At 43.5% G+C, this 22,037-nt stretch carries 14 protein-coding genes; 11 read left to right on the top strand and 3 right to left on the bottom strand.

Features of this window, described 5'->3' with window-relative positions:
• Window positions 1-28 precede the first annotated feature (28 nt).
• Together OKW21_RS19355 and OKW21_RS19350 are read right to left on the bottom strand one after the other, a co-directional pair.
• Complete coding sequence (locus OKW21_RS19355; RefSeq protein WP_277482276.1) at window positions 29-9,427, bottom strand: PKD-like domain-containing protein; 9,399 nt, start codon at window positions 9,425-9,427, stop codon at window positions 29-31.
• Between the two features lie 619 nt (window positions 9,428-10,046).
• Window positions 10,047-10,859 (bottom strand): aldo/keto reductase, encoded by an 813-nt coding sequence (locus tag OKW21_RS19350; protein WP_277482273.1) that lies wholly within the window; start codon window positions 10,857-10,859, stop codon window positions 10,047-10,049.
• Window positions 10,860-10,980: 121 nt separating this feature from the next.
• Between OKW21_RS19350 and OKW21_RS19345 the strand changes: the two genes are divergently transcribed.
• The 3 genes from OKW21_RS19345 to OKW21_RS19335 all read left to right on the top strand — a co-directional run bounded on the left by OKW21_RS19345 (window position 10,981) and on the right by OKW21_RS19335 (window position 14,683).
• Window positions 10,981-11,883 (top strand): NAD(P)-dependent oxidoreductase, encoded by a 903-nt coding sequence (locus OKW21_RS19345; protein WP_277482271.1) that lies wholly within the window; start codon window positions 10,981-10,983, stop codon window positions 11,881-11,883.
• 13 nt (window positions 11,884-11,896) lie between these two features.
• On the top strand, window positions 11,897-13,753 hold the full coding sequence (locus OKW21_RS19340; RefSeq protein WP_277482269.1) for an arylsulfatase: 1,857 nt from the start codon (window positions 11,897-11,899) through the stop codon (window positions 13,751-13,753).
• A gap of 108 nt (window positions 13,754-13,861) precedes the next feature.
• Window positions 13,862-14,683 carry a sugar phosphate isomerase/epimerase family protein gene (locus OKW21_RS19335; RefSeq protein ID WP_277482266.1) on the top strand — a complete coding sequence of 274 codons (822 nt, stop codon included), beginning with the start codon at window positions 13,862-13,864 and terminating at the stop codon, window positions 14,681-14,683.
• Here OKW21_RS19335 and OKW21_RS19330 read toward each other — a convergent pair.
• Entirely contained in the window at window positions 14,680-15,189 is a 510-nt protein-coding gene (locus OKW21_RS19330; protein WP_277482263.1) for a hypothetical protein, read from the bottom strand. The two genes, OKW21_RS19335 and OKW21_RS19330, sit on opposite strands and share 4 nt — an antisense overlap.
• Before the next feature lie 555 nt (window positions 15,190-15,744).
• Between OKW21_RS19330 and OKW21_RS19325 the strand changes: the two genes are divergently transcribed.
• From OKW21_RS19325 to OKW21_RS19290, 8 genes are all read left to right on the top strand, one after another.
• Entirely contained in the window at window positions 15,745-16,296 is a 552-nt protein-coding gene (locus OKW21_RS19325; protein WP_277482260.1) for an RNA polymerase sigma factor, read from the top strand.
• Window positions 16,293-17,513: a hypothetical protein gene (locus OKW21_RS19320; RefSeq protein ID WP_277482257.1), complete on the top strand. Its 1,221-nt coding sequence runs from the start codon at window positions 16,293-16,295 to the stop codon at window positions 17,511-17,513. The genes OKW21_RS19325 and OKW21_RS19320 overlap by 4 nt, the downstream gene beginning before the upstream one ends.
• Before the next feature lie 162 nt (window positions 17,514-17,675).
• Entirely contained in the window at window positions 17,676-18,467 is a 792-nt protein-coding gene (locus tag OKW21_RS19315) for a hypothetical protein (protein WP_277482256.1), read from the top strand.
• Window positions 18,468-18,498: 31 nt separating this feature from the next.
• Window positions 18,499-18,840 carry a c-type cytochrome gene (locus OKW21_RS19310; RefSeq protein WP_277482255.1) on the top strand — a complete coding sequence of 114 codons (342 nt, stop codon included), beginning with the start codon at window positions 18,499-18,501 and terminating at the stop codon, window positions 18,838-18,840.
• Between the two features lie 6 nt (window positions 18,841-18,846).
• Window positions 18,847-19,392 (top strand): YceI family protein, encoded by a 546-nt coding sequence (locus tag OKW21_RS19305; protein WP_277482252.1) that lies wholly within the window; start codon window positions 18,847-18,849, stop codon window positions 19,390-19,392.
• Entirely contained in the window at window positions 19,382-20,263 is an 882-nt protein-coding gene (locus OKW21_RS19300; protein WP_277482250.1) for a DUF5777 family beta-barrel protein, read from the top strand. The genes OKW21_RS19305 and OKW21_RS19300 overlap by 11 nt, the downstream gene beginning before the upstream one ends.
• Before the next feature lie 163 nt (window positions 20,264-20,426).
• Entirely contained in the window at window positions 20,427-20,981 is a 555-nt protein-coding gene (locus OKW21_RS19295) for an RNA polymerase sigma-70 factor (RefSeq protein WP_277482247.1), read from the top strand.
• A gap of 70 nt (window positions 20,982-21,051) precedes the next feature.
• On the top strand, window positions 21,052-22,032 hold the full coding sequence (locus OKW21_RS19290; protein WP_277482245.1) for a FecR family protein: 981 nt from the start codon (window positions 21,052-21,054) through the stop codon (window positions 22,030-22,032).
• The last annotated feature ends 5 nt before the right edge of the window (window positions 22,033-22,037 follow it).

Raw genomic sequence — 22,037 nt, 5'->3', positions numbered from 1 at the left:
ACAAACTGTTTATACAAGTTTTAATTCATTAGCGAATTAATGTCACATCTCCATACTCCGTTTTCCTTTCTCCATTAGAAAAATTCAACTCAATTTTATAGTAATATACATCCGCCGGACAAAGTTGTCCTTCATAATAGCCATCCCAACCTATGTTTTTGCTTTTACTGGTAAACATCACTTTACCCCAACGATTGTAGATAGTCATGGACATATCTGAGACACCATCAATTATAGGGATGAATATATCGTTGCTGACATCTCCATACTGATAGTTTCCTCCATTAGATCCATCAGGATTCGGAGTGAACGAGTTGGGAATTCTGGTTTTACCCGCCTCTGGTTTCTTCACATTGATCAGTCTTTCTATCAGTAAGGTATCGGAACAGCCACTGTCGTTAAAGGCAATCAGCATCACATCATATAAACCCTCTTCGGTGTAGATATGTGTAGGTTCAAACTCATTGGATACTGTGCCATCACCAAAGTGCCACTCGTAAGCGGTAGCCCCCGTGCTCTGATTGACTGTGGCAATGGGCCTGTCAGGCAAATACACAGTTGGAGGTCCTGCACTGAAGATCGCAGTGGGCTGATCGTATACTTCTACCAGAAACTTTTTCATGATCACCTTATGCTCTCCAAAAATGTTGACAGCTTCCAGTTTTACAGAGTATTTCCCTGGCTTGTCATAGGTATGGATAGGGTGCTCAACTCCCGAAGCTCCTGTGCCATCACCAAAATTCCACTGGAAAGTAGCAGGGTTTACATAATTGGACGCATTGGTAAAGGTAACCGTCAGCGGACCGCAGCCTTCGTGGGTATCAACATTAAACTCAACGAAAGGCAGGCTGGGGTCAATATCAATCATCACCCTTTCTTCATACTGCTTTTCACACGCTCCATTAGAGACTGTAAGTGTAATAATATACTGCCCGTAATCTTCGTATGTATGACTAGCAGGGTCTTTCTCAGTACTGGTATTGCCATCACCAAAATCCCAATGGTAATCCCAATCCCCTTCATTGGTCTGATTGGAAATGCTGACAGTAGAATTCGGGAGGTTCTGATGAGCGGGAGTCACTGTAAAAAACGGCTCCAGCTCAGGATGCACAACTACTTCAATGATTTCGGGCTGGGCGGGACACTTATCCAGACTGGCTTCATACACGACTTCGTAAGTAATGGTTTCTGAAGTAGTGTTCGGTAAAATATAAGAAGCATTCTTGCTGGCAGTTTCTTCCAACACCTGATCAGTTCCTTTCACTCGGTAATACCAGCGATGTCCATCTACACCAAAAGATTTGTTGAAAAAGTTGACCAGCAAAGGTCCGCAACCTTCCTGCTTGTCGGCTTCTACCCTCACTTCAGGAGATGGATAAACATGCACGCTGGAAACCGCTCTGTCAGTACAGCCTATGCTTTCATGCGTAGCAGTCAGGGTAACCTGAAACGTCATGTCCCGGCTATTGGAATAGTTGACAAATGTATGCTCTATTTCAGCGGAATCACTGGCAGTGGTTACCACATCCTCTGTTCCATCTCCCCAGCTCCAGGTATAGCTTACCCCTTCCTGGATATTTTCATTGACAAAGATTAATGTCTGAGGGTTACAAGCGGGATTATCACCCTGGATGCTAAATTCCGCCACTGGATCACCTACATTCACCACCGCTTCCTGATCTGAAATTTGCTGAGCGCAGCCATTCGCGTCTTTCACTGATAGTAAGGTATAAGTAGTACTTACTGAAGGTTTAACATTCAGGATCGTTTCATACGACAGGTTTTTCAGGGTATAGTTCTGTATGCCATCAGTATACACTACCTCCATCGGTATATTTCCTGTCATCCTCAGCGTAAGACCGGTCTGACTACCTTTGCAAATATCGGTAGAACCCTCAATACTGGCTGTTGGCAGATCATTGACTAAGGTAGTGATACTGCTACTTGCTGCGTTACATGACTTCTCATCAGTTCCTACTACATATACCTCATCCATATTTACAAGACTATCGGTGATATACATATTATTGGCTGAAGGCCCCTGTACGGAAACACCATTCAGGAAAAACTCATATATATCCGCTCCTCCTGCTGTAAAAGTCACCTCCGTCCACTGGCAGATAATGTTGTCCGGAACTGAACTGGCAAGTGAAACATTGGGCAACTCATGAACGGTGACCACTAATTCATTAGAAAGTACATCATCACATTCACCGGAGATTACTTTTCTTACATAATAGTAAGTATCAGGAGCAAGGGTAGCAGCTGCCTGGAAAACAGAATCTGTAGCACCAGCTATCGTTTGGTAAGGTCCTCCGCTTTGGGTGGCATACATCCATTGGTACTCATAGCTACCACTTCCACCCTGAGGAGCAGTTTCTTCCTCAAATGTACCGAGAGTATCACCAAAGCACACCTCATCTGCTCCTTCAATTTTAACAGAGCCGGGCTGTAAAGCAGGCTGTACATTGATGACCATTGAGTCTTCGGAGATTATCCATAAATAGGCTCCGGACTTCACTTCCCTTTTGAAATAAGTAGTATCCATCAATCCCTGAACAAACTGCAGTTCTTGCCCCTCAGGATCTAATACCCAGCTTGCATCTATATCCTGATATGGTTCATTGGGATCAGTAGTGTATTTCCAACGATATAAGTATGAGTTTACATCTCCTCCGCTAGCTGGTACTGTTTCTACGATATTATTAGGAATACCGCCTTCACAGATTGTCTGCTCACCCCCTATGGCTCCCGGCAAAAGGGTGGTCTGTACAATCACTTCTACAGGCTCGGTATATACGAATGTATCACAGTTTCCTGATTTTACCCCTCTGCGATAATAGGTAGTTTGAGTTAATTTGCCAGTCACCTGATACTCTTTTGAGTTTGAACTGGAAATGCTAGTGTATACGCCATTTTCAGAGGATGAATATTGCCAGACATACTCTCTGTCAGCAGGGTCTCCACCGGTGACCGGATCAACTTCAGTGAACTTATCAGGTGTACCTAACAATACAACGGCTTGATCTTCTGCTATACTCCCGGGGTCAAGAGCAGGAAGTACTACTACCCGAATGGTATCAGAAATCTGCTCTCCGCATTCACCGGAAAAGACTTTTCTCCGGTAATAGGTGGTATCGGACAGGTTTTGAGTTTCTATATAATCCGCAGACTCTGCTCCATCAATATTTGCAAAGGCTCCGTTTCCTGTAGCTTTCTGCCACTGATAGCTGTAAGAACCACTTCCACCGCTGGCAGGATTTTGTGTAGGAAACGGATTAGGTTGACTTCCTGCACAAATTACCTGGTCGCCAGTGAGGTCACCGGGATTAAGCGTAGGTTCCACTGTCACTACTATCTCATTGGAGAAATCATATCCGCAAACGCCTCCTGTAACTTTTCTGCGATAGGTATATTTCGTGATCTGCTCAGCCACTGCCACCAACGAATCTGGCTCAGTATAGTTCGCTTCTTTCGCATCAGCTCCTGGAATATCTACAAAATCTCCGTTATTGATTTTTCTTTGCCATTGATACACCAGAGTATCATTTCCTCCTGATGCCTCAGTCTGCGTGAATGTGAAGGGCCTGGTGTTTTCACAGATAGTTTGCTCTCCTGTAATAGTACCGGTTTCCAAAGCAGGGTTTACATAAACAACTATCACATTGGAAAGTGCAGGATCACAGGCGCCATTTCTGGAACGTACTTCCCTTACGTAATAAGTTGTATCGGACAAAGGAGCCATCTCATCATACAGCTTATTGGTGGCAAAAGGAATATCTGTATAAGTACGGCCAGGGCTGGGGTCGGTAGAAAACTTCCACTGATAACCATATTGTCCCGAGCCACCTTTCGCAGCCTGCTCTTCAGTGAAAGCCGAAGGGTTACTTCCTTCACAAATAGTTTGCGTTCCACCAATTACTCCGGGATCAAGTTCAGGTTCTACCGTTACAATAATGGTATTAGAGCTTACCCAGGAGCCAGCCGTACCAGACTTCACTTCTCTTTTGTAATAAGTCGTAGTGTCTAAAGGATTGACTGGGGTGTAATTGATATCATTTTCACTGGAAATAACGGTGAAGTTGGTTCCATCTTCAGAATACAACCAGCGATAATCAAAACTTCCGACACCTCCTGTTGCTGGGTCTTTCTGAGTAATAGGAGCGGGAACAGAATTAATACAGATCAGCTGGTCCTCTTCAATGGTACCGGCTTCCGCTGCATCTTCTATTTCTATGGTTACTGTATTGGATGCTATATCAGTACAGACACCATCAAAAGCGACTCTTCTGAATACTGTCGTCATGAACAGCGCACCGGGCTGGTACTCCGCGCTATTGGTACCCACTATGTCTGTAAATGTACTACCTCCGTTGGTGGACTTTTGCCATTTGTACTGTAAGCCGCTGCCACCCTGAGCATCCGCAATATTTATAAGTTTATTCGGAGTATCTCCCGCTACAATAATATCATCAGTACCAATGGTACCAGCGGTCAGTGGAGGCTCCACAGTTACTTTGATGGGGTCCGTTATTTTTTCTCCACAAACTCCGTCGGTAACTTTTCTTCGGTAGTATGTGGTGGCAGTTAAAGTTGAGTTTTCTTTATACAATTCATCATCAGCTCCTGTAATATCCGCATAAGTAGCTCCTCCATCGCTAGATATTTGCCACTGATAGGTATAAGCTCCATCACCTCCGCTGGCAGGATTCTGAGTGAAAGCAGCAGGTGCAGTTCCTGAGCAGATGCTTTGGGTACCATTGATAAGACCTGCCTCCAACTGGGGTTTTACTGTAATTTTTACTTCATCAATTGCAGAAATACAGCCGGTATTAAGGTCGGTAACCTTAAGCGTATAGGTACGGTTACTGCTAAGCGTGACCGTAGGGTTAGCTGAGTTTGCATCATCTAAATCGGTAGTAGGTGACCACTGGTATGAATAATCGCCAGATCCTCCGCTGGCACTTGGTGTGCCACCTAAAGTGGTGGTACTGTTTGCGCAGATAGTTTGATCATCACCGGCATCAGCTACAGGAATAGAATAGGCGTTAATCGCAATCTTTTTAGGTGGAGCAGTACAACCATCATTAGTTTCTGTAACAATCAGTTCTCCCGACCAGGGGTTACTTCCAAAGTTTAATACAGCAATCTGGTTAGAAGACAACACTTCCGGAGCATCAGCATTGTCAGGGGAAACACTCCAACTGTAAGAAGAGCCTGAATGCCAGTCTACATAATAAAGTATATCACTTGAGTTTACACAAACTTCTGTCGGCCCGCTGATATCAGAAGTAGTAGGATAATCTTTAAAATTCAGTGTAACATCGTTCATATTACTACCTCCGCAAACACCACTTACGGTCCAGCGGAAAGTGTAAATGCCAGAAGTAGAAACTGTTACATTTGCATTTGGAGCGTTTTCATCGTCAAAACTAGCAGTTCCCGGACCGCTTACGAATGTCCATTTTCCTGATCCTACAGCTGGAGTAGTGGCTGACATGTCATAATTGAGTCCACAAAGCTCAGCATCTCCGCCGGCAACAGCATCGCTGATGGTTGGGTTCACGGTAAATGTTACTTCTTTTATCTCTCCCGAGCATCCATTGGCAGAGGGCGTTACCTTATAGGTTACATCTACCGGAGATGTACCGCTATTGGTTAAGGTTTGACTGAAACCACTTCCTGATCCGGGAAACGCTCCGTTGATTTTGGAGGGATCACTGATGTCTACTGTCCAGGAATAAGTCATACCACTTGCTACCGAACTGCTGAAAACTACCTCTGCTTTATCTTTGCTACAGATGACGGTGCCAGCGTAGTTAAGCGTCAGAATAGGTGTAGGTTTAACCTTGATTTCTATATCCTGGCTCTCTCCGCTACAGCCATTGGCTTCAGTGGTAATATGGTAAGTTACCGTCTGAACCACATTGCTGCTGTTGCTTAATGTTTGTTCAATTTTGGTCCCACTGTCATCAGAAACTCCGCTCACATAAGTAGCATCATAGCTGGCTGTCCAGCTAATAATAGTACCGCTTACCAAAGACGAAAGGCTGACATTGGTTTGCTCGCCATCACAAATCTCAGGAGATGAATTAGTGACCTGTAAATCAGGTTTAGGATTAACGGTGATTGTTATATCCTGGCTTGCCCCTTCGCAACCATTGAATTTGGGAGTGATGGTATATGTTACTGCTTTAGGAGCAGAAGTAGTATTCTCCAAAGTCTGCTGAATTAAACTCCCGCTTCCCGGGGCAGCCCCTGTAATTCCTGCATCGCTGGAAACTGTCCATTCAAAAGTAGTACCGACGACATTGCTGGATAAGCTGATTTCCGCATCTTCTTCAGTGCAAATGGCGCTGGCTACTACGGTGGTAGTAAGTACAGGTGTAGGCTGGACAGTAATTTCTACCGTCTTACTATCTCCATCACAGCCGTAAGCCGTAGGGGTTATTGTATACGTGATCTTTTGTGGCTTACTACTTGTATTTACAAGCGTGTGCTTGATTTCATCACCTGTGCCATCACTAAAACCGGATAATGAATCAGCCTCATCGGCTATTGCAGTCCAGTTGTAAGTAGTAGTACCAGATACATTAGCGCTAAGGCTAATATCTGTTTCTTTACCATTACATAAAGTAGTAGCAGTTGGGCTAATGGTAAGCACAGGAGATGGGTTAACAGTAAAGGTAACATCCTGATAGTCTCCCTCACACCCGTTAAGCACAGGGGTGATTCTGTAGGTAATATCCTGTGGAGCAATACCAGTATTGGAAAGCTGCTGGCGGAGCTCTGTTTGATTGCTCTCATTACTGGCTCCTGTAATATCAGCCCCTATACTTTCTATCGTCCAGGAATATAAAGTGCCGGTAAAAGCAGGGCTGCTGCTTAAGGTGGCAATCGCTTCTTCTTCGTGACAAATTTCAGAATTGGTCACATTAACAATGAGGTCAGGATTGGGCTTAACCTCGATATTAAATGAAGAACTTGCACCAATTCCACAACCGTTTTCACCATACACCTCCACAACATGATTACCAGCTGCTACAGTGCCAAAGTCTACAGTAATTGTATTCGTTTTGTCACCTGAGGTAATACTTGCGCCTGCAGGTAATGTCCAGATGTAGTCTTTAGCATTGGTAATAGCTGCTACACTAAAGTCAATGCCGCTTTCTTTTTCACAGATAGCAGCAGGGGTGGGGCCGCTAATAATTCCTGCATCATCCGGCTTGCCAGGGTTTACAGTGACTGTAAAATCTTTTGTTTCTCCTTCACAACTATCTTTATAAGGCGTAATATGATATGTAACTGTGCCAGTAATTGTACCCGAATTTGTCAATACATCTGAGATACTACTGCCAACAAGCTGATCTCCACTTGTGGTCACACCTGATATTGAACCGCTTACTGTGGTGGTCCATTTAAAGGAAGACCCACCTAATGTGACGGAAGGGGTAAAGCTTGCGGTTTCTCCTGAACAGATATTTTCTTCGTAGTCAGAAGCTGGATTATCTAATTGTGGTGATTGTATTACCTCTACTGAAAGGGTGTCAGGTGCAGAAAAGCCATTGCAGCCTTCCGCCCTTACGATTATCATCGCAGTGCCTACAAAGCTAGGGTCCCAGCTGACCACTGCGGAGGTTGAGCTGCCTGAAATGCTGCTGCTGCCTGCATTTAAGAGGGTCCACTCATAGCTGATAGCATCGGATGCCAGGGTAGAATAAGTACTGCTGCTAATTCCCTGGCACACTTCCTCATCTCCAGAAATTGGATCAGGATCGCCCACTGCCGGAGTTACAGTAACATTTACACTCTCAGACTTATCTGCTCCACAACCTTTAGCCGTTACCTTGACAGTGGCTGCACCACTGAAACTGCTGTTCCAGCTAACTTCACCGGTATTGCTAATGCTACCGGCCGTTGCAGGCGTTAGTTCCCAAAGGTAGCTCACCACATTAGTAGCAGTCACATTATATTGTGTGGTATTGTTTCCCTGGCAAAGGCTCGTTACGGGAGAGGAAAACACAGGAGTACCTACATTAGCATTGACTACCAATGTCTTCCAACCAGATTCGTCACTACAGGCATTGGGTGTATTGGCGTAGAGCTTGACATAATAAGTAGCCGTAGGTTTACTTCCAAAGTACGGAAGTGAGCTGGTGATATCTTCGGTAGTCGCTGCAAACCCAGCGGTCGCGCTTCCGTTTAGGTCAACCAGTTGTCCGTCAGTTTTTTCTCTTCTAATTTCCCAGTTCCATGTTGTTCCGCTTGGGGTATTGGTTGAGGTATTGCTCAGTGTTACATTGGTATTTCCGCATTGAGGACCAGATGGGCTAATATCAAAATCTGCTACGGGTTGAGGTAAAATGGTGATTGTTTTATAAACAGTATTGAAACAGGTACCTGTATTACCGGTAACAGAAGTATTGGTTACTTTTAAAGAAACAGTATAATCTCCCGGGGCTGAATAGGTTTTTGTAGGGCTAACATCTGTAGAAGTGCTGGAATCTCCAAAATCCCATTCATACTGCATGCCCGGAGAGCTTTTATTGGTAAACAGAACAGGGTTATCCACACATGCAGGATTATTATCTATTTCAAAATCAGCATGAGCACCGTTTGTTACGCGGATATACACCGTTTTGGATACTGAAGGAATACCCGTCAAAACTCCAGTAGAATCCTTATAAGGGTTACAGCTGTTCCAGTTGTGCAACGTAAGTTCAAAAAACTCACCTGATTTACTGGTATTAGGCACACTGATATTGAGTGTGGAAACGTTTGAAGAGGTAGCAGTAGGGTCCAGCCATACTGGCTCAGCAGCTTCTTTGAAAGGAAAGGTCTTGGTTTGTCCACCGATCTTGACATCGCCTGTGATGGTATTGGCAGTACCATATTCCCACTCAACCCATCTACCTAAATTGTCCGGGTGCTCAGGATCAAGACAGGTAAATTGTGTTAAGTCTTCAAAGCTTACATTAATCGAGTTACCCGCACAAACATAATAAGTCTCTACATTAGGTTGTAAACCTTCGCCTAAAACATCATCGGTGTCCCAGACAATCACATCCTTTGTAATGATAGACTCTTCACATTCAGTTCCATTGACATAGGCAGAGGCTCTTGCTGTATATATACAATCACCTAATCCCTGGGGGTAAGTATGATGGGCATTATACTCCCACATAGACCCGTTTTGCACCAAATCAAATTCCTCTACGGTTCCATCTCCCCAATCAATGTTTACCTTATTATCATTATATGTCTTTAAATTGGGATAGATAATTTGGTACTGTACATCCTGATCGGCACATAATTGCTCACTTTGGATAATGTATCCACCACCACCAGTAGGGCAGTTTTGTGCATTGACTTCCGAAAGGAGGCCAAAAAAAAGCAATGCAAATAATATTTTGGAAAAGTTCTTCATACGCTTCAATCTGAATATTTGATTTGCCAGATTACCTAATACGGACAAATTTTTGCTAAATTATCATGATTTAGTGCAATTTAATTTCTCTTTTTAGCGATAAAGTTACATTCATTATTTGCAAAGCTATATTAAAGCGGATATTTCAACTTTGATATAGCCCTGATCATGTAGGAATGAAAGAAGAAGGGATAAAGCTTGGGAAGACAGGAAAAGTTAATGCTAGCGAAAACTGCTTTTTACGCAATAAAAACTTATTTTTTTACTTAAACAGTAGCCAATTTAACAAAATACACAGATGTAATAATGGGCAATATTTTAACAGATAAGCATTTTGGGAACTTCTGGAATCATGACCGACCAACGGTATTTGCTCTCATTTTATAATGATATTATTATATTAATTATTAAAATAGTACAATAAAACAAAGATTAATTTGAATGTGATCTATGAAAGATTTTCGCAAAAAAAGTGCTGATTTGAGCTTATTATGTAACTGTGAATGTCATCCGGGACAGACAGTCCAGCAGGGTGCATATGAGAATAATTAAATTTATTAGGTTATCAGAGCATATGTTGCCACGCCTATCTGGTCAAGCCTGCATACCGAGAAATTATCTAATTCCACTCAGGTGCCCAAGCAGGGTTTATCAAGCGTTTGTCTCCCTGTTTCCCGCAGATTTGATCTATTTCTTCAGCGGTAAGCTCAAAATCAAAAATATCAAGGTTTAGTTTACGCCTTTCGTGATTTCCGGAGCGAGGCACCGCAGCAACCCCCTTTTGAAGCATATGCCACTTTAAACAAATCTGCGCAGCAGTTTTGTTATATTTCTCCCCAATAGCACGAAGTTGCTCATCATCCATTACTTTACCCTTGGCAATAGGGCAGTAAGCTGTCAGAAACATGTCATTTTCATGTACAGTATCCAGCAGCTTAGACTGGTCCAGGTAAGGGTGATATTCAACCTGGTTACAAACTACGGGGGCTATTTTTCTGGCTTCTTCCACCATCTTACGATTAAAATTGCTGACTCCGATATGTTTGACTTTACCTTCCTCCTGAAGTTGCATCATCGCCTGAAGTGATTCTTCCAGCGCTACACTATCATTAGGCCAATGAATCAATAAAAGGTCTACAAAATCTAGCGCTAGTTTTTGTAAACTTTGATGGGCCGCATTGATCAGCGCGTCTTTATGGAGATGTGTATACCAGACCTTAGTGGTGATAAAGAGTTCTTCGCGACTGATGCCCGAAACTTTGATGCCTTTTCCTACTTCAGTTTCATTATCATACATTTCAGCAGTATCAATATGGCGATAGCCCAGACGAATAGCGTCTTCTACGCCTTCCTCACAATTTTTTCCTTTCAGTGTATAGGTCCCAAATCCCAGAGCGGGCATCCTGCTGTCTTTGATATTGATAAACTTCATATTCTTATTTTATTGGTTTAGTTGGCAGACTTTTAACTGGCAGACATGCTACATGTTTGTGGTTTTGCGGTTATAAATACTATCTTAGTGAGCAATCAAACCTTAACTTTTTTAGACTTTTATGAAAAATTTAGACCAAAAAACAAGCATTGGATGGATAGGGACAGGTGTTATGGGAGCTTCTATGCTTTCACTCATTCAGCAGCAGGGATATCAGTCAGTAGTATATAATCGGACCAAGGAGAAAGCACAGCCCCTTATAGAGGCAGGTGCTGAATGGGCAGATTCTCCTAAAGCAGTGGCCGAGAAAGCACAGATCATTTTTACCATAGTAGGTTTCCCTGAGGATGTGCGGGAAGTTTATTTGGGAGAGCAAGGTGTGTTACAGTCTGCCAAAGAAGGTAGCATTGTGGTAGATATGACGACTACCGAGCCCAGCCTGGCGGAGGAGATCTACGCTGAAGCGAAGCAAAAGGGTGTATCAGCTATTGACGCCCCGGTATCGGGGGGAGACGTCGGTGCAAAAAATGGTAGCTTGTCCATCATGGTAGGGGGTGACAAAGAAGCAGTAGATATTGTGATGCCACTCTTCGAGATTATGGGCAAAAATATTGTCTATCAGGGTGGTGCGGGAAATGGTCAGCATACCAAGATGTGTAATCAGATTACTATTTCCGGCACTATGATAGGCGTATGTGAATGTTTGCTTTACGGCTATAAAGCTGGCTTAGATTTACCTACCATGCTCAAATCTATCAGTGGAGGTGCCGCTGCCTGCTGGACTTTGGATAATCTGGCGCCTCGTATCGTAGATCGTAATTTTGATCCCGGCTTCTATGTGGAGCATTTTATTAAGGACATGGGCATTGCCCTGATGGAAGCCAACCGCATGGGACTGGCACTGCCCGGGTTGGCACTTGTCAAGCAGATGTATGAAGCCGTAAAAGCACAGGGACACGGCAAACTAGGTACGCAAGCGCTAATGCTGGGCTTAGAGAAGCTTTCTAATATAAGTAATGACTAATGATTGATGACCAATGACTGAATGGATAATGAGTGTGAAGAAGTCTCTGTACTTTAAAATAGCATTTTTTGTATTTCTCAGTATTTCACTGATCGCCTGCCAGCCTTCAGAAAACACGCAGAATGAAGAGGGAGCAGCTTCCCAGCCCAATGTCATTTTCATCATCACCGATGATCAGGGTTACGGCGATATTGCGGCGCATGGCAATCCCTGGATTAAAACCCCTAATATGGATGCGCTGCATGCGCAAAGTGCCCGCTTTACTAATTTCCACGTCGGGACCACCTGTGCCCCCACCCGTTCAGGTATCATGACGGGTGTACACTGCAACAGGGTAGGAGTGTGGCATACCATCATCGGAAGGTCGCTGCTGAAAGAAGGCTTTCCTACGATGGCAGAGGTTTTCCAGGATAATGGATATCGTACCGGTATATTCGGTAAGTGGCATTTGGGTGATAACTATCCCTTCCGACCTCAGGACAATGGATTTGAAGAGGTAGTGGTACATGGAGGAGGTGGGGTAGGGCAAACCCCCGACTATTGGAACAACGATTATTTTGATGATACTTACTACCACAACGGTAAGCCGGAAAAATACGAAGGTTATTGTACCGATGTTTGGTTTAGCGAAGCCATAAGATTTGTAGAGGAAAACCAGGATCAGCCTTTCTTCTGCTATATCAGTACCAATGCGCCCCATAGCCCTTTTCATGTCCCCCAATCCTATATAGATATGTATGCCAACAATCCTGACATTCCTAATCCTAACTTTTATGGCATGATCAGTAATATTGATGATAACCTAGGCTTGCTGGAAAAGAAGCTGGAAGAACTGGGGTTAAGAGAAAATACGGTGTTGGTATTTATGACAGATAATGGAACATCAGCCGGTGTGAATCTGGATCAGCAGAGCTTTCCCCAAAATGGTTTCAACGCTGGGATGCGGGGTAAAAAGGGATCTCCTTATGATGGAGGGCACAGAGTACCGCTATTCATCCGCTGGCCTGAAGGGAATGTGCCCGAAGGAAAAGATGTGGATGAAATCTCAGCCTATACGGATATACTGCCCAGCCTGATTGATTTATGTGGCCTGGATATGGAAGTGGCCGGTGTAACTCCCCAAAGTTTTTTTGGAAAAAGCCTGGTGCGTCTGATCCGGGAAGATGAGCCGATCTGGGAGGAACGAACATTGGTGACAGATACGCAAAGGGGAGAAATGCTGCAGAAAGGAAAAAATGCTGCTGTGATGACCAATCGCTGGCGTCTGGTCTATGATACCCTTCTCTTTGACATGGAAAACGATCCTGGGCAGACTCAGAATTTGATTGATGAGTATCCGGAGGTAGCCGATAAATTGAGACAAGACTATGAAGCATGGTGGACCAAGGTAAGCGAAGATGCTGAACAATATGCACGCATCATTATTGGCAATGAAAAGGCTGAGTCAGTCACCCTGACCTGTCATGATTTCCATCCCACCCAAGAAGGTTACCCTGCCTGGAATCAGGAGCTTATTCGCAATGCCCAAAACAATCAGGGATATTGGACACTGGAAGTAGCTGAAGCCGGTGACTATCGTATTGAGCTTAGCCGATGGCCCAAAGAAGCAGATGCCTTGATCAGTGGTACCGTAGCCCGCGGTGACCAAATTCCCGGAGGCGAAGCCTATTCAGTAGGTAAGGCATTACCATTGACCGAGGCGGGAATACAAATTGGCGAGCACAAAGCAAGTAGCAGTATTGAAGATGACCAAAAGCTGGTGGGTTTTGAAATTAATCTGCCGGCTGGAAAAACTGAATTGCTGTCCTGGTACAAAGATCAGCAAGGAAATACCTACGGAGGGTATTATGTATACATTACAAAGTTGTGAGCCTGAGCAATACAATGCTTCTCGTTTGACCCTGAACCTGTCCTGACGACAGGCGGCAGCCGCGCTGTCAGGAATAAATTCAGGCTGACCCTTTAACCAATCAACCCAATGAATATACAATTTTTTTGCCCCCGATGGGGAAGTGAAAGTCTGCCTTATGAAGCTTTTTTTGAAAATGTAAAAACAGCGGGTTACGATGGTGTGGAAATGTCCTTGCCATTGGATGAAGATGAAAGAGATGAGATTGCAGGACTAATGCAACAATATAAGCTGGAGTTCATTGCTCAGCATTGGGAATGCATATTATCGCCTACGGAGACCTACGAAGCAGACTATGATAAGTACTTGAGGAACCTGGCAGCGGTAAAGCCTCTTTTTATCAATTCGCAAAGCGGGAAAGACTATTTTTCGCAGGAGCACAATGTGCAGATCCTCAAGCTGGCCGATAAGATCGCTGAAGAAACAGGCGTTGAAATAGTACATGAAACTCATCGTGGGAAGTTTTCTTACGCTATTGATACAATGCCCTATTACCTGAAAACATTGCCTGGCTTAAGGCTATGTGCGGATTTTTCACATTGGTGTGTGGTATCTGAGTCGCTATTGGAAGCTCCTGAGCAGGAAGCCATGCTCAAAGAAGTATACCCCAGGGTGGATCATATTCATGCCCGTATCGGCTTTCAGCAGGCACCCCAGGTTTCTGAGCCCAAAGCCCCTGAGTTTCAGGAGACATTGCATCGGCACCTTGTGTGGTGGGATGAAATTATAAAACTCAAAAAAGAGCAAGGGGCTAAAGTGCTTACTGTAACCCCTGAGTTCGGGCCGGCACCTTATATGCCGCAACTGCCTTTTGTTAAGGAGCCGCTCACCAACCAGTGGGAAGCTAATCTCTACATGATGGGGTTGCTCAGAGAAAGATATCAGGCTTAGTGTGATGCCAGCATCTGCTTGGTTTTCCGATACTCCTGATAAAGTTTTGTGCCAAGCTTATGCGCTTCTTTTTCCCAGGGCCTGTGATGATAGGCAATGTATCGGGTGTTCAGGCATTTGTCTCCCTTCCAGCTAAAAAAGGAATCCCCGCACTTGACCAGTTTGCCTTCTACGAACTGCTGTGCATGCACCATCTCATGCGCCAAAGTATAAAACTGGAAATTACGGTCCTCTCTCTTACTGATGATGATATGAACCTGATGTCCTCCGCCTAAATGTTGTACATTCTGATATAGAGTATACCCACTATTGATTTTAGATACGCTATGGCTGAAGCTAATGACAATTAGTACATCATCTTTAAAACCAAAAATATCTGCATAGTGCTTTGCCTGAAGCAAAATTTCCTCTGGCATGGGATCGTTCTTGACAACTATCGTAGCCTGTCCCAGACTTGCGTTTACGGCAAAAAGTAAAATTATGTATGTAAATAACAGAGTTCGCATTTCATGAGTGTTTAAGTTTTTCATATCTCCCGCGCTCAGGGATACAGCAGTGACACTATGAAATGCTAGCAGTGTACCATAAATTATAAATAATTGATAAACAAGGGTTTGTGTAGCCTGTAAAATAAGGTTAATGTTCATAGGTGGACACTTTTATCCGATGGCGTACAAGCTTGCAAGCAAAAACTTCAGGCTGGCGAAAAGCAGCTTTGTGCTTTAGACAGAGAGTGATAGGAATTCATTGTGGAAATCTTGACTTTTTTGACAGTGCTATTGTATTAGAAAAGCGATTTTTGGGATTATTTTTTCTTCACCGGTTCAGGTATAAAAAAAATATTAAAAAAAATTGAAATCATAGGTTACATCCTTCCTGTCCTGACTACTAACTATAAAAATTAGGAATTCTCATAGTTAGTTAAACTTCGTAGGTAGAGCTAGATTGCTGAAGCAAATAGCTGGTTCGCATGTTGCGGGCCAGCTATTTTTATTTTTTTCCTTACCTTAAGCAACCCCCCCTTCAATTCGCTTGTATAGATCAAAAACAAAAGCCTAGACGTGAGTGATGGTACACTACAGACACTAATCACTGGTTGCCTGAAAGGTAAAAGAAAAAGCCAGGAAAAACTTTACCAGAGGTTTTATCCCTACGGTATGAGTGTTTGTTTACGCTACACAGATACGGAAGAAGAGGCGATAGAAGTGTTAAATGATGGTTTTATGAAGGTCTTTGCCAAGCTGGAAACTTTTGACCAGCAAAAGCCTTTTCAGTCCTGGTTCAGGAGAATACTGATTAATACCTCTATTAATCATTATCACAAAAATGAAAAGCACAAGCATCATCAACCCATTGAAGAAGGTAATCAGGTGGCGGATGAGCGCAGCATACTAAGTCATCTTTCATATGAAGAGATGATCAGGCTGATACAAGACTTATCCCCGGTTTATCGTACTGTCTTTAACCTATTTGTTATTGATGGTTATACGCATGAAGAGATTGCTGAAGCATTGCAAATTTCTGTAGGAGCTTCCAAGTCCAACTTATTCAGGGCAAGGGCAAATTTGCGTGTGATGTTGAAAAAAAATAGCAAAATAGCATGCAAGGTATGAGCGATAAAGAACTTGATGCTTTGTTTAAAAAAGCAGCCGATAACCTGGAGGTGCCCTATAACTCCAAAGGATGGAAAGGTATGCAGGCTCGTCTCAACAGGGCTGGAGGTGGTTATTGGGGGGGCTTAAGGAAGGGTTTAATTGGGTTAACAGTACTGCTTTTGGTCTTGGGCACAGCCTGGTGGTTAAATGAAAGCAGGAACACAGAAGCTCAGTTAGAAGAAAAAATAGAATTAAGTCAAGCGCGACAGGCTTACTCAGCTGAGAAGTTTCCTATAGTGCCACCGCCACCTATACTGGCAGAAGATAAAACGGAGGGGCAGGAAAGTGTAGATACCGAAGGCCAAGCATTAAAGGAAGGTGCGAAAATGGAAGAAAATCAATCAGCCTTTGAACAGAACACTGAAATGACGCAGGCGGATGAGGGTACAACCAATGCCAATGCAGGTTTTACAGGTATCATCCTGAATGAAATTGACAAATCCGAAACCGTTCGCTTGCTAAATGCTAATGGAATAGCACAAGACAAATGGAAAATGCCGAAGCAAACTTTGCACCTGCTAGGTGTGACCGAAACAGCACCTGCACAAGAGGATGTGGTCGTTAACAGACGACAGTTGGTAAATCGCTGGGGTATAAGCTTTGCGCTTTCACCTGATCTGAGTAGTGTGGGCTTCCAAGATATTCATAACGTGAGTACCAAAGCGGCTATTCAATTGGAGTTCTTTGTCTTACCTAATCTGAGTGTGAGCAGCGGGGCTGTTTTCACCAAAAAAGTGTATTCAGCTTCACCTGATGATTATCAGCAGAAGTATCAGTACAAAAATATACCTGTCGGTATCAATGGTCAATGCCAAGTGCTGGATATTCCTCTCAACCTGAGGTGGTATGCACTGAGTGGAGCTAAAAGTAGATTTTTCATCAGCGGAGGGCTTTCATCTTATATGATGCTGACTGAAGATTATGAATATGTGTATAAAGAAAGTGGTAAGTACGGGAAGTATTATAGCAGAGATTATGGGTACAAGCATGAGAATAACCATTTGTTCAAAGTAGCTAATATTTCACTCGGCTACGAACGAGCATTAGGTAATCACTGGGCGATGCAGGTAGAACCTTTTGTAAAGCTTCCACTGGCAGGGGTAGGAGAAGGAAGCCTTAAGCTGTCTACACTGGGGACATTTTTATCAGTCCACTACCGTTGGGGAAAGCGCTGAAACCAAGACATTCAAAATACCACATATAAGTGGATCTAGGCTACGGATAATCCGGGGCATTTGCCCCGGAATATCTTCCCCAATCAATATTTGGCTTTGTTCTAATAACATAAAAGCAGTACGCTGCTCAACCAATCGTGTGTGAAACAAACCTCAGATGCTATGAAGTACTTTAACTATTTTTTTGCCCTGCTATGCTGTAGCTTTTTATTCTCCTGCGATGAAGATGAAGAAGGCGTGACCTGTCCCGATAACTTCACTTTAAGCACTACAAATGTTACGAATGCTACCTGCGAAGCGGAAAATGGTACAATAAGCCTGTCTGCAAGTGGTGCACAGGGAACAGTAAGTTATCGTTTGGATGGAGGCAGCAGCCAGTCCGATAATACTTTTACTGATCTAGCCCCCGCTACCTACGAGATTAGTGCTGAAGATGCTGAAGGCTGTACTACCAGTCTGACAGTGACTGTTGGAAATGAAGAGGTGGAAATAAATGCACAGGCCAGCACAACTGCTTCTGAATGTGGGCAGGCAGAAGGTACACTTATGGTGGAAGCAAACGGAGGGACTTCTCCCTATGCTTATAGTCTGGATGGTGAAAATTTTCAATCCGACAATGCGTTTGAAGAGCTGGAAGCCAGTGAATATGTAGTGACTGTTCAGGACGCCAATGGTTGTACTACCGAGCTTACCGCCAGTGTAGATACCGAAATATCTTTTAGTGCCCGTATCAGTGATATTATCAGCACCAACTGTGCAGTAAGTGGTTGCCATGTAGCGGGTACCGGCCTGCCCAACTTCACGGAAAAACAAACCATATTGAACAGGGCAGCTGCTATCAAAAGCAGAACAGGCTCAGGAACTATGCCTCCGCCAAGTTCGGGGGGCTCACTTTCCAATGAACAAATAGAAGCCATCGCATGCTGGGTAGATAGCGGAGCCCCTGACAATTAACTTCCTATACAATCTATAAAGTAGAAAACGTATGAAAAAAATGGTGATATGCACTGTATGCATAATGGTAATGGCCTGTGCCAGTGACAATGAAGAAGAGCTGTTTGGGAAAATGTTCTGTGGTGAGGAAGCGCATTCACTGGCTGATGATATTACACCCATCATCAATGCCAATTGTGCCATACCTGCTTGCCATAGCGGGATACAGGCTCCAAACCTAAGTTCAGCACAGCTTATTATGAACAATGCTTCACGTATCAGGTCTGTGACGCAAAGTGGGGTTATGCCTCCTGCTTCCTCGGGAAAAGACTTATCAGATGCCCAGATACAGGCCATCGCCTGCTGGGTAGATAGCGGAGCACCTAACAACTAATCTCTTATGAAATATTTTTTGATCATCACTGTATTTACGTTTAGTCATTTTTTCTCAAACTCATACGCACAGAAGTACAGATTATCTTCCAGCGAAGTATCCTTCTTTTCAGAAGCCCCCATGGAAGACATAGAAGCCTATAATATGGAAGCCAAGAGTATCTTTGATGCTGAAGCGGGAGAAATAGCTTTTGTGATACCTATCAAAGGTTTTGAGTTTAAGAAATCTCTCATGCAGGAGCACTTTAACGAAAACTATATGGAGTCTGATAAATATCCCAATGCTAAATTTGAGGGTAAGCTTCATGGTTATAAAGCAGGCAAGACTGAACAAAAGGTTACTGCTCAGGGAGAAATGACCATTCATGGAGTTACGCATCAGATTGAAGTGCCTGGTACGGTGAAGAGCAATGGTTCCGACCTGAGCATGCAAGCCACTTTTCCTATCAGACTTGAAGATTACGATATAGATATTCCCAAAGTTGTCTTTTATAACATTGCAGAAGAAGTAGAAGTAAGTGTCAGTTTTCAATACCAGCCTTATGTGCAATAAAACCATAATTTTTGTAAGCCTTCTATTAATAATTGGTAGTGCCGGTAGGGCACAGGGACTGCTGGATGAGCTTGAAAAAGAACAAGACAGTGCACAAGTACTGATTGAAGACGCAACTTTTAAAGGCAGCCGGCTGATCAATGGACATTCGGTAGAAACCGATGGAGAGGGCGCACTTACTTTTTTAATTTCTCACCGTTTTGGCAGACTCAATGGTGGGGCCTATGAGTTTTTTGGACTGGACGAGTCCAATATCCGCCTTGGTTTAGAGTACGGCATTACTGATCGTTTAAATATTGGTATTGGGCGTAGCTCTTTGGAGAAAGTAATAGATGGATTTGTCAAATATCAACTTTTGCAGCAGCAGCGTGGTGCACGCCTGCTCCCTCTTACCATTACTGCTTTTACGAGTATGGCCATCAATACCCTCAGAATTGAAAATCCTGAGCGTGAACTACAATTCAAATCAAGGGTTGATTATACCTATCAGTTGTTGATGGCAAGGAAGTTCAGTAGTAAACTCTCGCTTCAGCTTATGCCCACACTGGTACATCGTAATTTGGTGGCTACAGCGGAGATGGACAATAAGCTGTATGCACTTGGAGTAGGAGGTCGTTACAAACTCACCAATAGAGTAGCGTTGAATGCAGAATATTATTATCGCATCAATGCAGAGGCAGAAGAAAGTATGTACTACAACCCCTTTGCCATCGGTTTTGATATTGAAACGGGAGGGCATGTGTTTCAGCTACATTTCACCAATGCCCGGGCGATGATAGAAGAAGGTTTTATCACCGAAACGACCGGCAATTTTTTCTCAGGAGATATCCATTTTGGTTTTAACATCTCACGGGTATTCCAGCTAAAATAATTTGCGCTAAATCTGCTTGTGCAGATGGTATTAATAATAAAAGCAGTGCGCAGAAGTGTGCTGTTTTTTTCTTCATGCCCGGATCCAAATATAACAAAATCATAACCTTCCAATTTTCTAATCATTCTCTAGCCTTCGTTATTTGCCTCAAAATTGATTTCCTATGTGCGATCTTCTTATCTGGGAGCAAATCCAGTCCGATTCAGAAGTTGCCTTTGGCGAATTTTTTAACCAACAGTGGCAGCGCTGCTTTTCTATAGCCTACAAAATTCTTCAGGATCAGAAAGTTTCTGAAGACCTGGTGCAGGATGTATTTATAGATTTGTGGTCCAGAAGAAAGAGCCTGGATTTGCAGAATCCTGAGGCTTACCTGACCCAAATGGTAAAAAATAAAGTCTTTACCACCCTCTCACGCAATCATATTCCGGAAAGGAACATTGATATACTGGAAACTCTTTTACATCAGGCTTCGGCAGAAGATCAGTATATTCTCAATGAGTTGAGAGAAAAAATAGAACAGGTCGTAGAAGAATTGCCCCCGCGCTGCAAGCAGGTTTATGTCTTAAGAAGGTATGAAGACCGGAGTGTGACGGAAATTGCCGAGCGCCTGGGCATGTCAGTGCGTACGGTAGAAAATCATTTGTACCATGCTACTAAGATTTTGAAAAACAAGATCAATCCCGTTACTATTCTGTTAATTCTTAAGCATTTCATTTAATATATCCATAATCGCTTTGCACTAAGTAGAAGTCCTGCTTTCTGATACTTGCTTGTGTAAAGCGATAACTATGGAGCAACAAAAGTTCTGGAGGCAGCTGTTCGCCCGATATGTAAAAGGGCAGTCACAAGCTACTGAAACTAAGGTGCTAGACCAGTTTTTTGACGAACAGCAGTCAGACTCAGGGGAGGTTTGGAATGAACTGAAAGACTCACCTGAGCAAGTCAGGCAGAGAATACTGAAAAATGTTCAGCGAGGCATTCGTCCTTCTGCTTCCAAAAATTCTATGAGTTCAGCGCTAATAGGGAAAGCAGCCGCTTCATTACTGCTGCTACTAGGATTTAGCTACTTCTTTTATTTCAAAGGTGATGCTACTTCAACGAAGCCATCCGTAGCCAAATTAGCATGGCAAACTTACAGTACACAGGCCGGCGAGCAAAGAAAAGTCATGTTACCGGATAGCTCAACAGTTCAGCTCAATTATCTGAGCATGATCAGGTTTGAGAAAAATCTTTTCGGCACAGAAGAAAGAAAAGTTTACCTGGAGGGTGAGGCTTTTTTTGAAGTTCGGAGAAATGAGCAGACGCCTTTTATTGTAGAAACTGAGTCGCTTTCCACCCGCGTTTTAGGCACTTCCTTTAATGTCAATGTCCATGACAGTGAGGCTATGGTAGCAGTAGCCAGCGGCTTGGTAGAAGTCAGCACCAATAAACACGGCCAGCAAGAAAAAATTAGACTTAAACCCCATGAAGGAGCACTGCTGGATCAGCAACATGCTCAGCTCAATCACATCTCCCATATTCCTGAAGAGGTCTTCTCGTGGAAGGAAGGTGTGCTGGCGTTCAAGACGCTTAACATGGCCCAGGTCATAGTTCGTCTGGAACGTGCTTATGGCGTAAGAATTCATTGTGAAGCCAGCCTGCTGGACCGCTCAGTTACCGCAAGCTATCAAGACCAGCCCATCAGCTATGTACTGGATGACCTTTGCTTTCTGCTGGGGGCTGAATACGAAATCAATGCAAACCAAAATATATCTATTACACCACAATAAAACCT

This window comes from Catalinimonas alkaloidigena (genome assembly GCF_029504655.1).
Classification (GTDB): domain Bacteria; phylum Bacteroidota; class Bacteroidia; order Cytophagales; family Cyclobacteriaceae; genus Catalinimonas; species Catalinimonas alkaloidigena.
Note: the sequence above shows the minus strand (reverse complement) of the source record. Positions and strands in the feature narration are given on the sequence as shown.

What these genes read in the sequence shown, in the direction of transcription:
- OKW21_RS19355 (WP_277482276.1), bottom strand. Translation starts at nt 9,427, where the DNA reads ATGAAGAACTTTTCCAAAATATTATTTGCATTGCTTTTTTTTGGCCTC.
- OKW21_RS19350 (WP_277482273.1), bottom strand. Translation starts at nt 10,859, where the DNA reads ATGAAGTTTATCAATATCAAAGACAGCAGGATGCCCGCTCTGGGATTT.
- OKW21_RS19345 (WP_277482271.1), top strand. Translation starts at nt 10,981, where the DNA reads ATGAAAAATTTAGACCAAAAAACAAGCATTGGATGGATAGGGACAGGT.
- OKW21_RS19340 (WP_277482269.1), top strand. Translation starts at nt 11,897, where the DNA reads ATGACTGAATGGATAATGAGTGTGAAGAAGTCTCTGTACTTTAAAATA.
- OKW21_RS19335 (WP_277482266.1), top strand. Translation starts at nt 13,862, where the DNA reads ATGAATATACAATTTTTTTGCCCCCGATGGGGAAGTGAAAGTCTGCCT.
- OKW21_RS19330 (WP_277482263.1), bottom strand. Translation starts at nt 15,189, where the DNA reads ATGCGAACTCTGTTATTTACATACATAATTTTACTTTTTGCCGTAAAC.
- OKW21_RS19320 (WP_277482257.1), top strand. Translation starts at nt 16,293, where the DNA reads ATGAGCGATAAAGAACTTGATGCTTTGTTTAAAAAAGCAGCCGATAAC.
- OKW21_RS19315 (WP_277482256.1), top strand. Translation starts at nt 17,676, where the DNA reads ATGAAGTACTTTAACTATTTTTTTGCCCTGCTATGCTGTAGCTTTTTA.
- OKW21_RS19310 (WP_277482255.1), top strand. Translation starts at nt 18,499, where the DNA reads ATGAAAAAAATGGTGATATGCACTGTATGCATAATGGTAATGGCCTGT.
- OKW21_RS19305 (WP_277482252.1), top strand. Translation starts at nt 18,847, where the DNA reads ATGAAATATTTTTTGATCATCACTGTATTTACGTTTAGTCATTTTTTC.
- OKW21_RS19300 (WP_277482250.1), top strand. Translation starts at nt 19,382, where the DNA reads ATGTGCAATAAAACCATAATTTTTGTAAGCCTTCTATTAATAATTGGT.
- OKW21_RS19295 (WP_277482247.1), top strand. Translation starts at nt 20,427, where the DNA reads ATGTGCGATCTTCTTATCTGGGAGCAAATCCAGTCCGATTCAGAAGTT.
- OKW21_RS19290 (WP_277482245.1), top strand. Translation starts at nt 21,052, where the DNA reads ATGGAGCAACAAAAGTTCTGGAGGCAGCTGTTCGCCCGATATGTAAAA.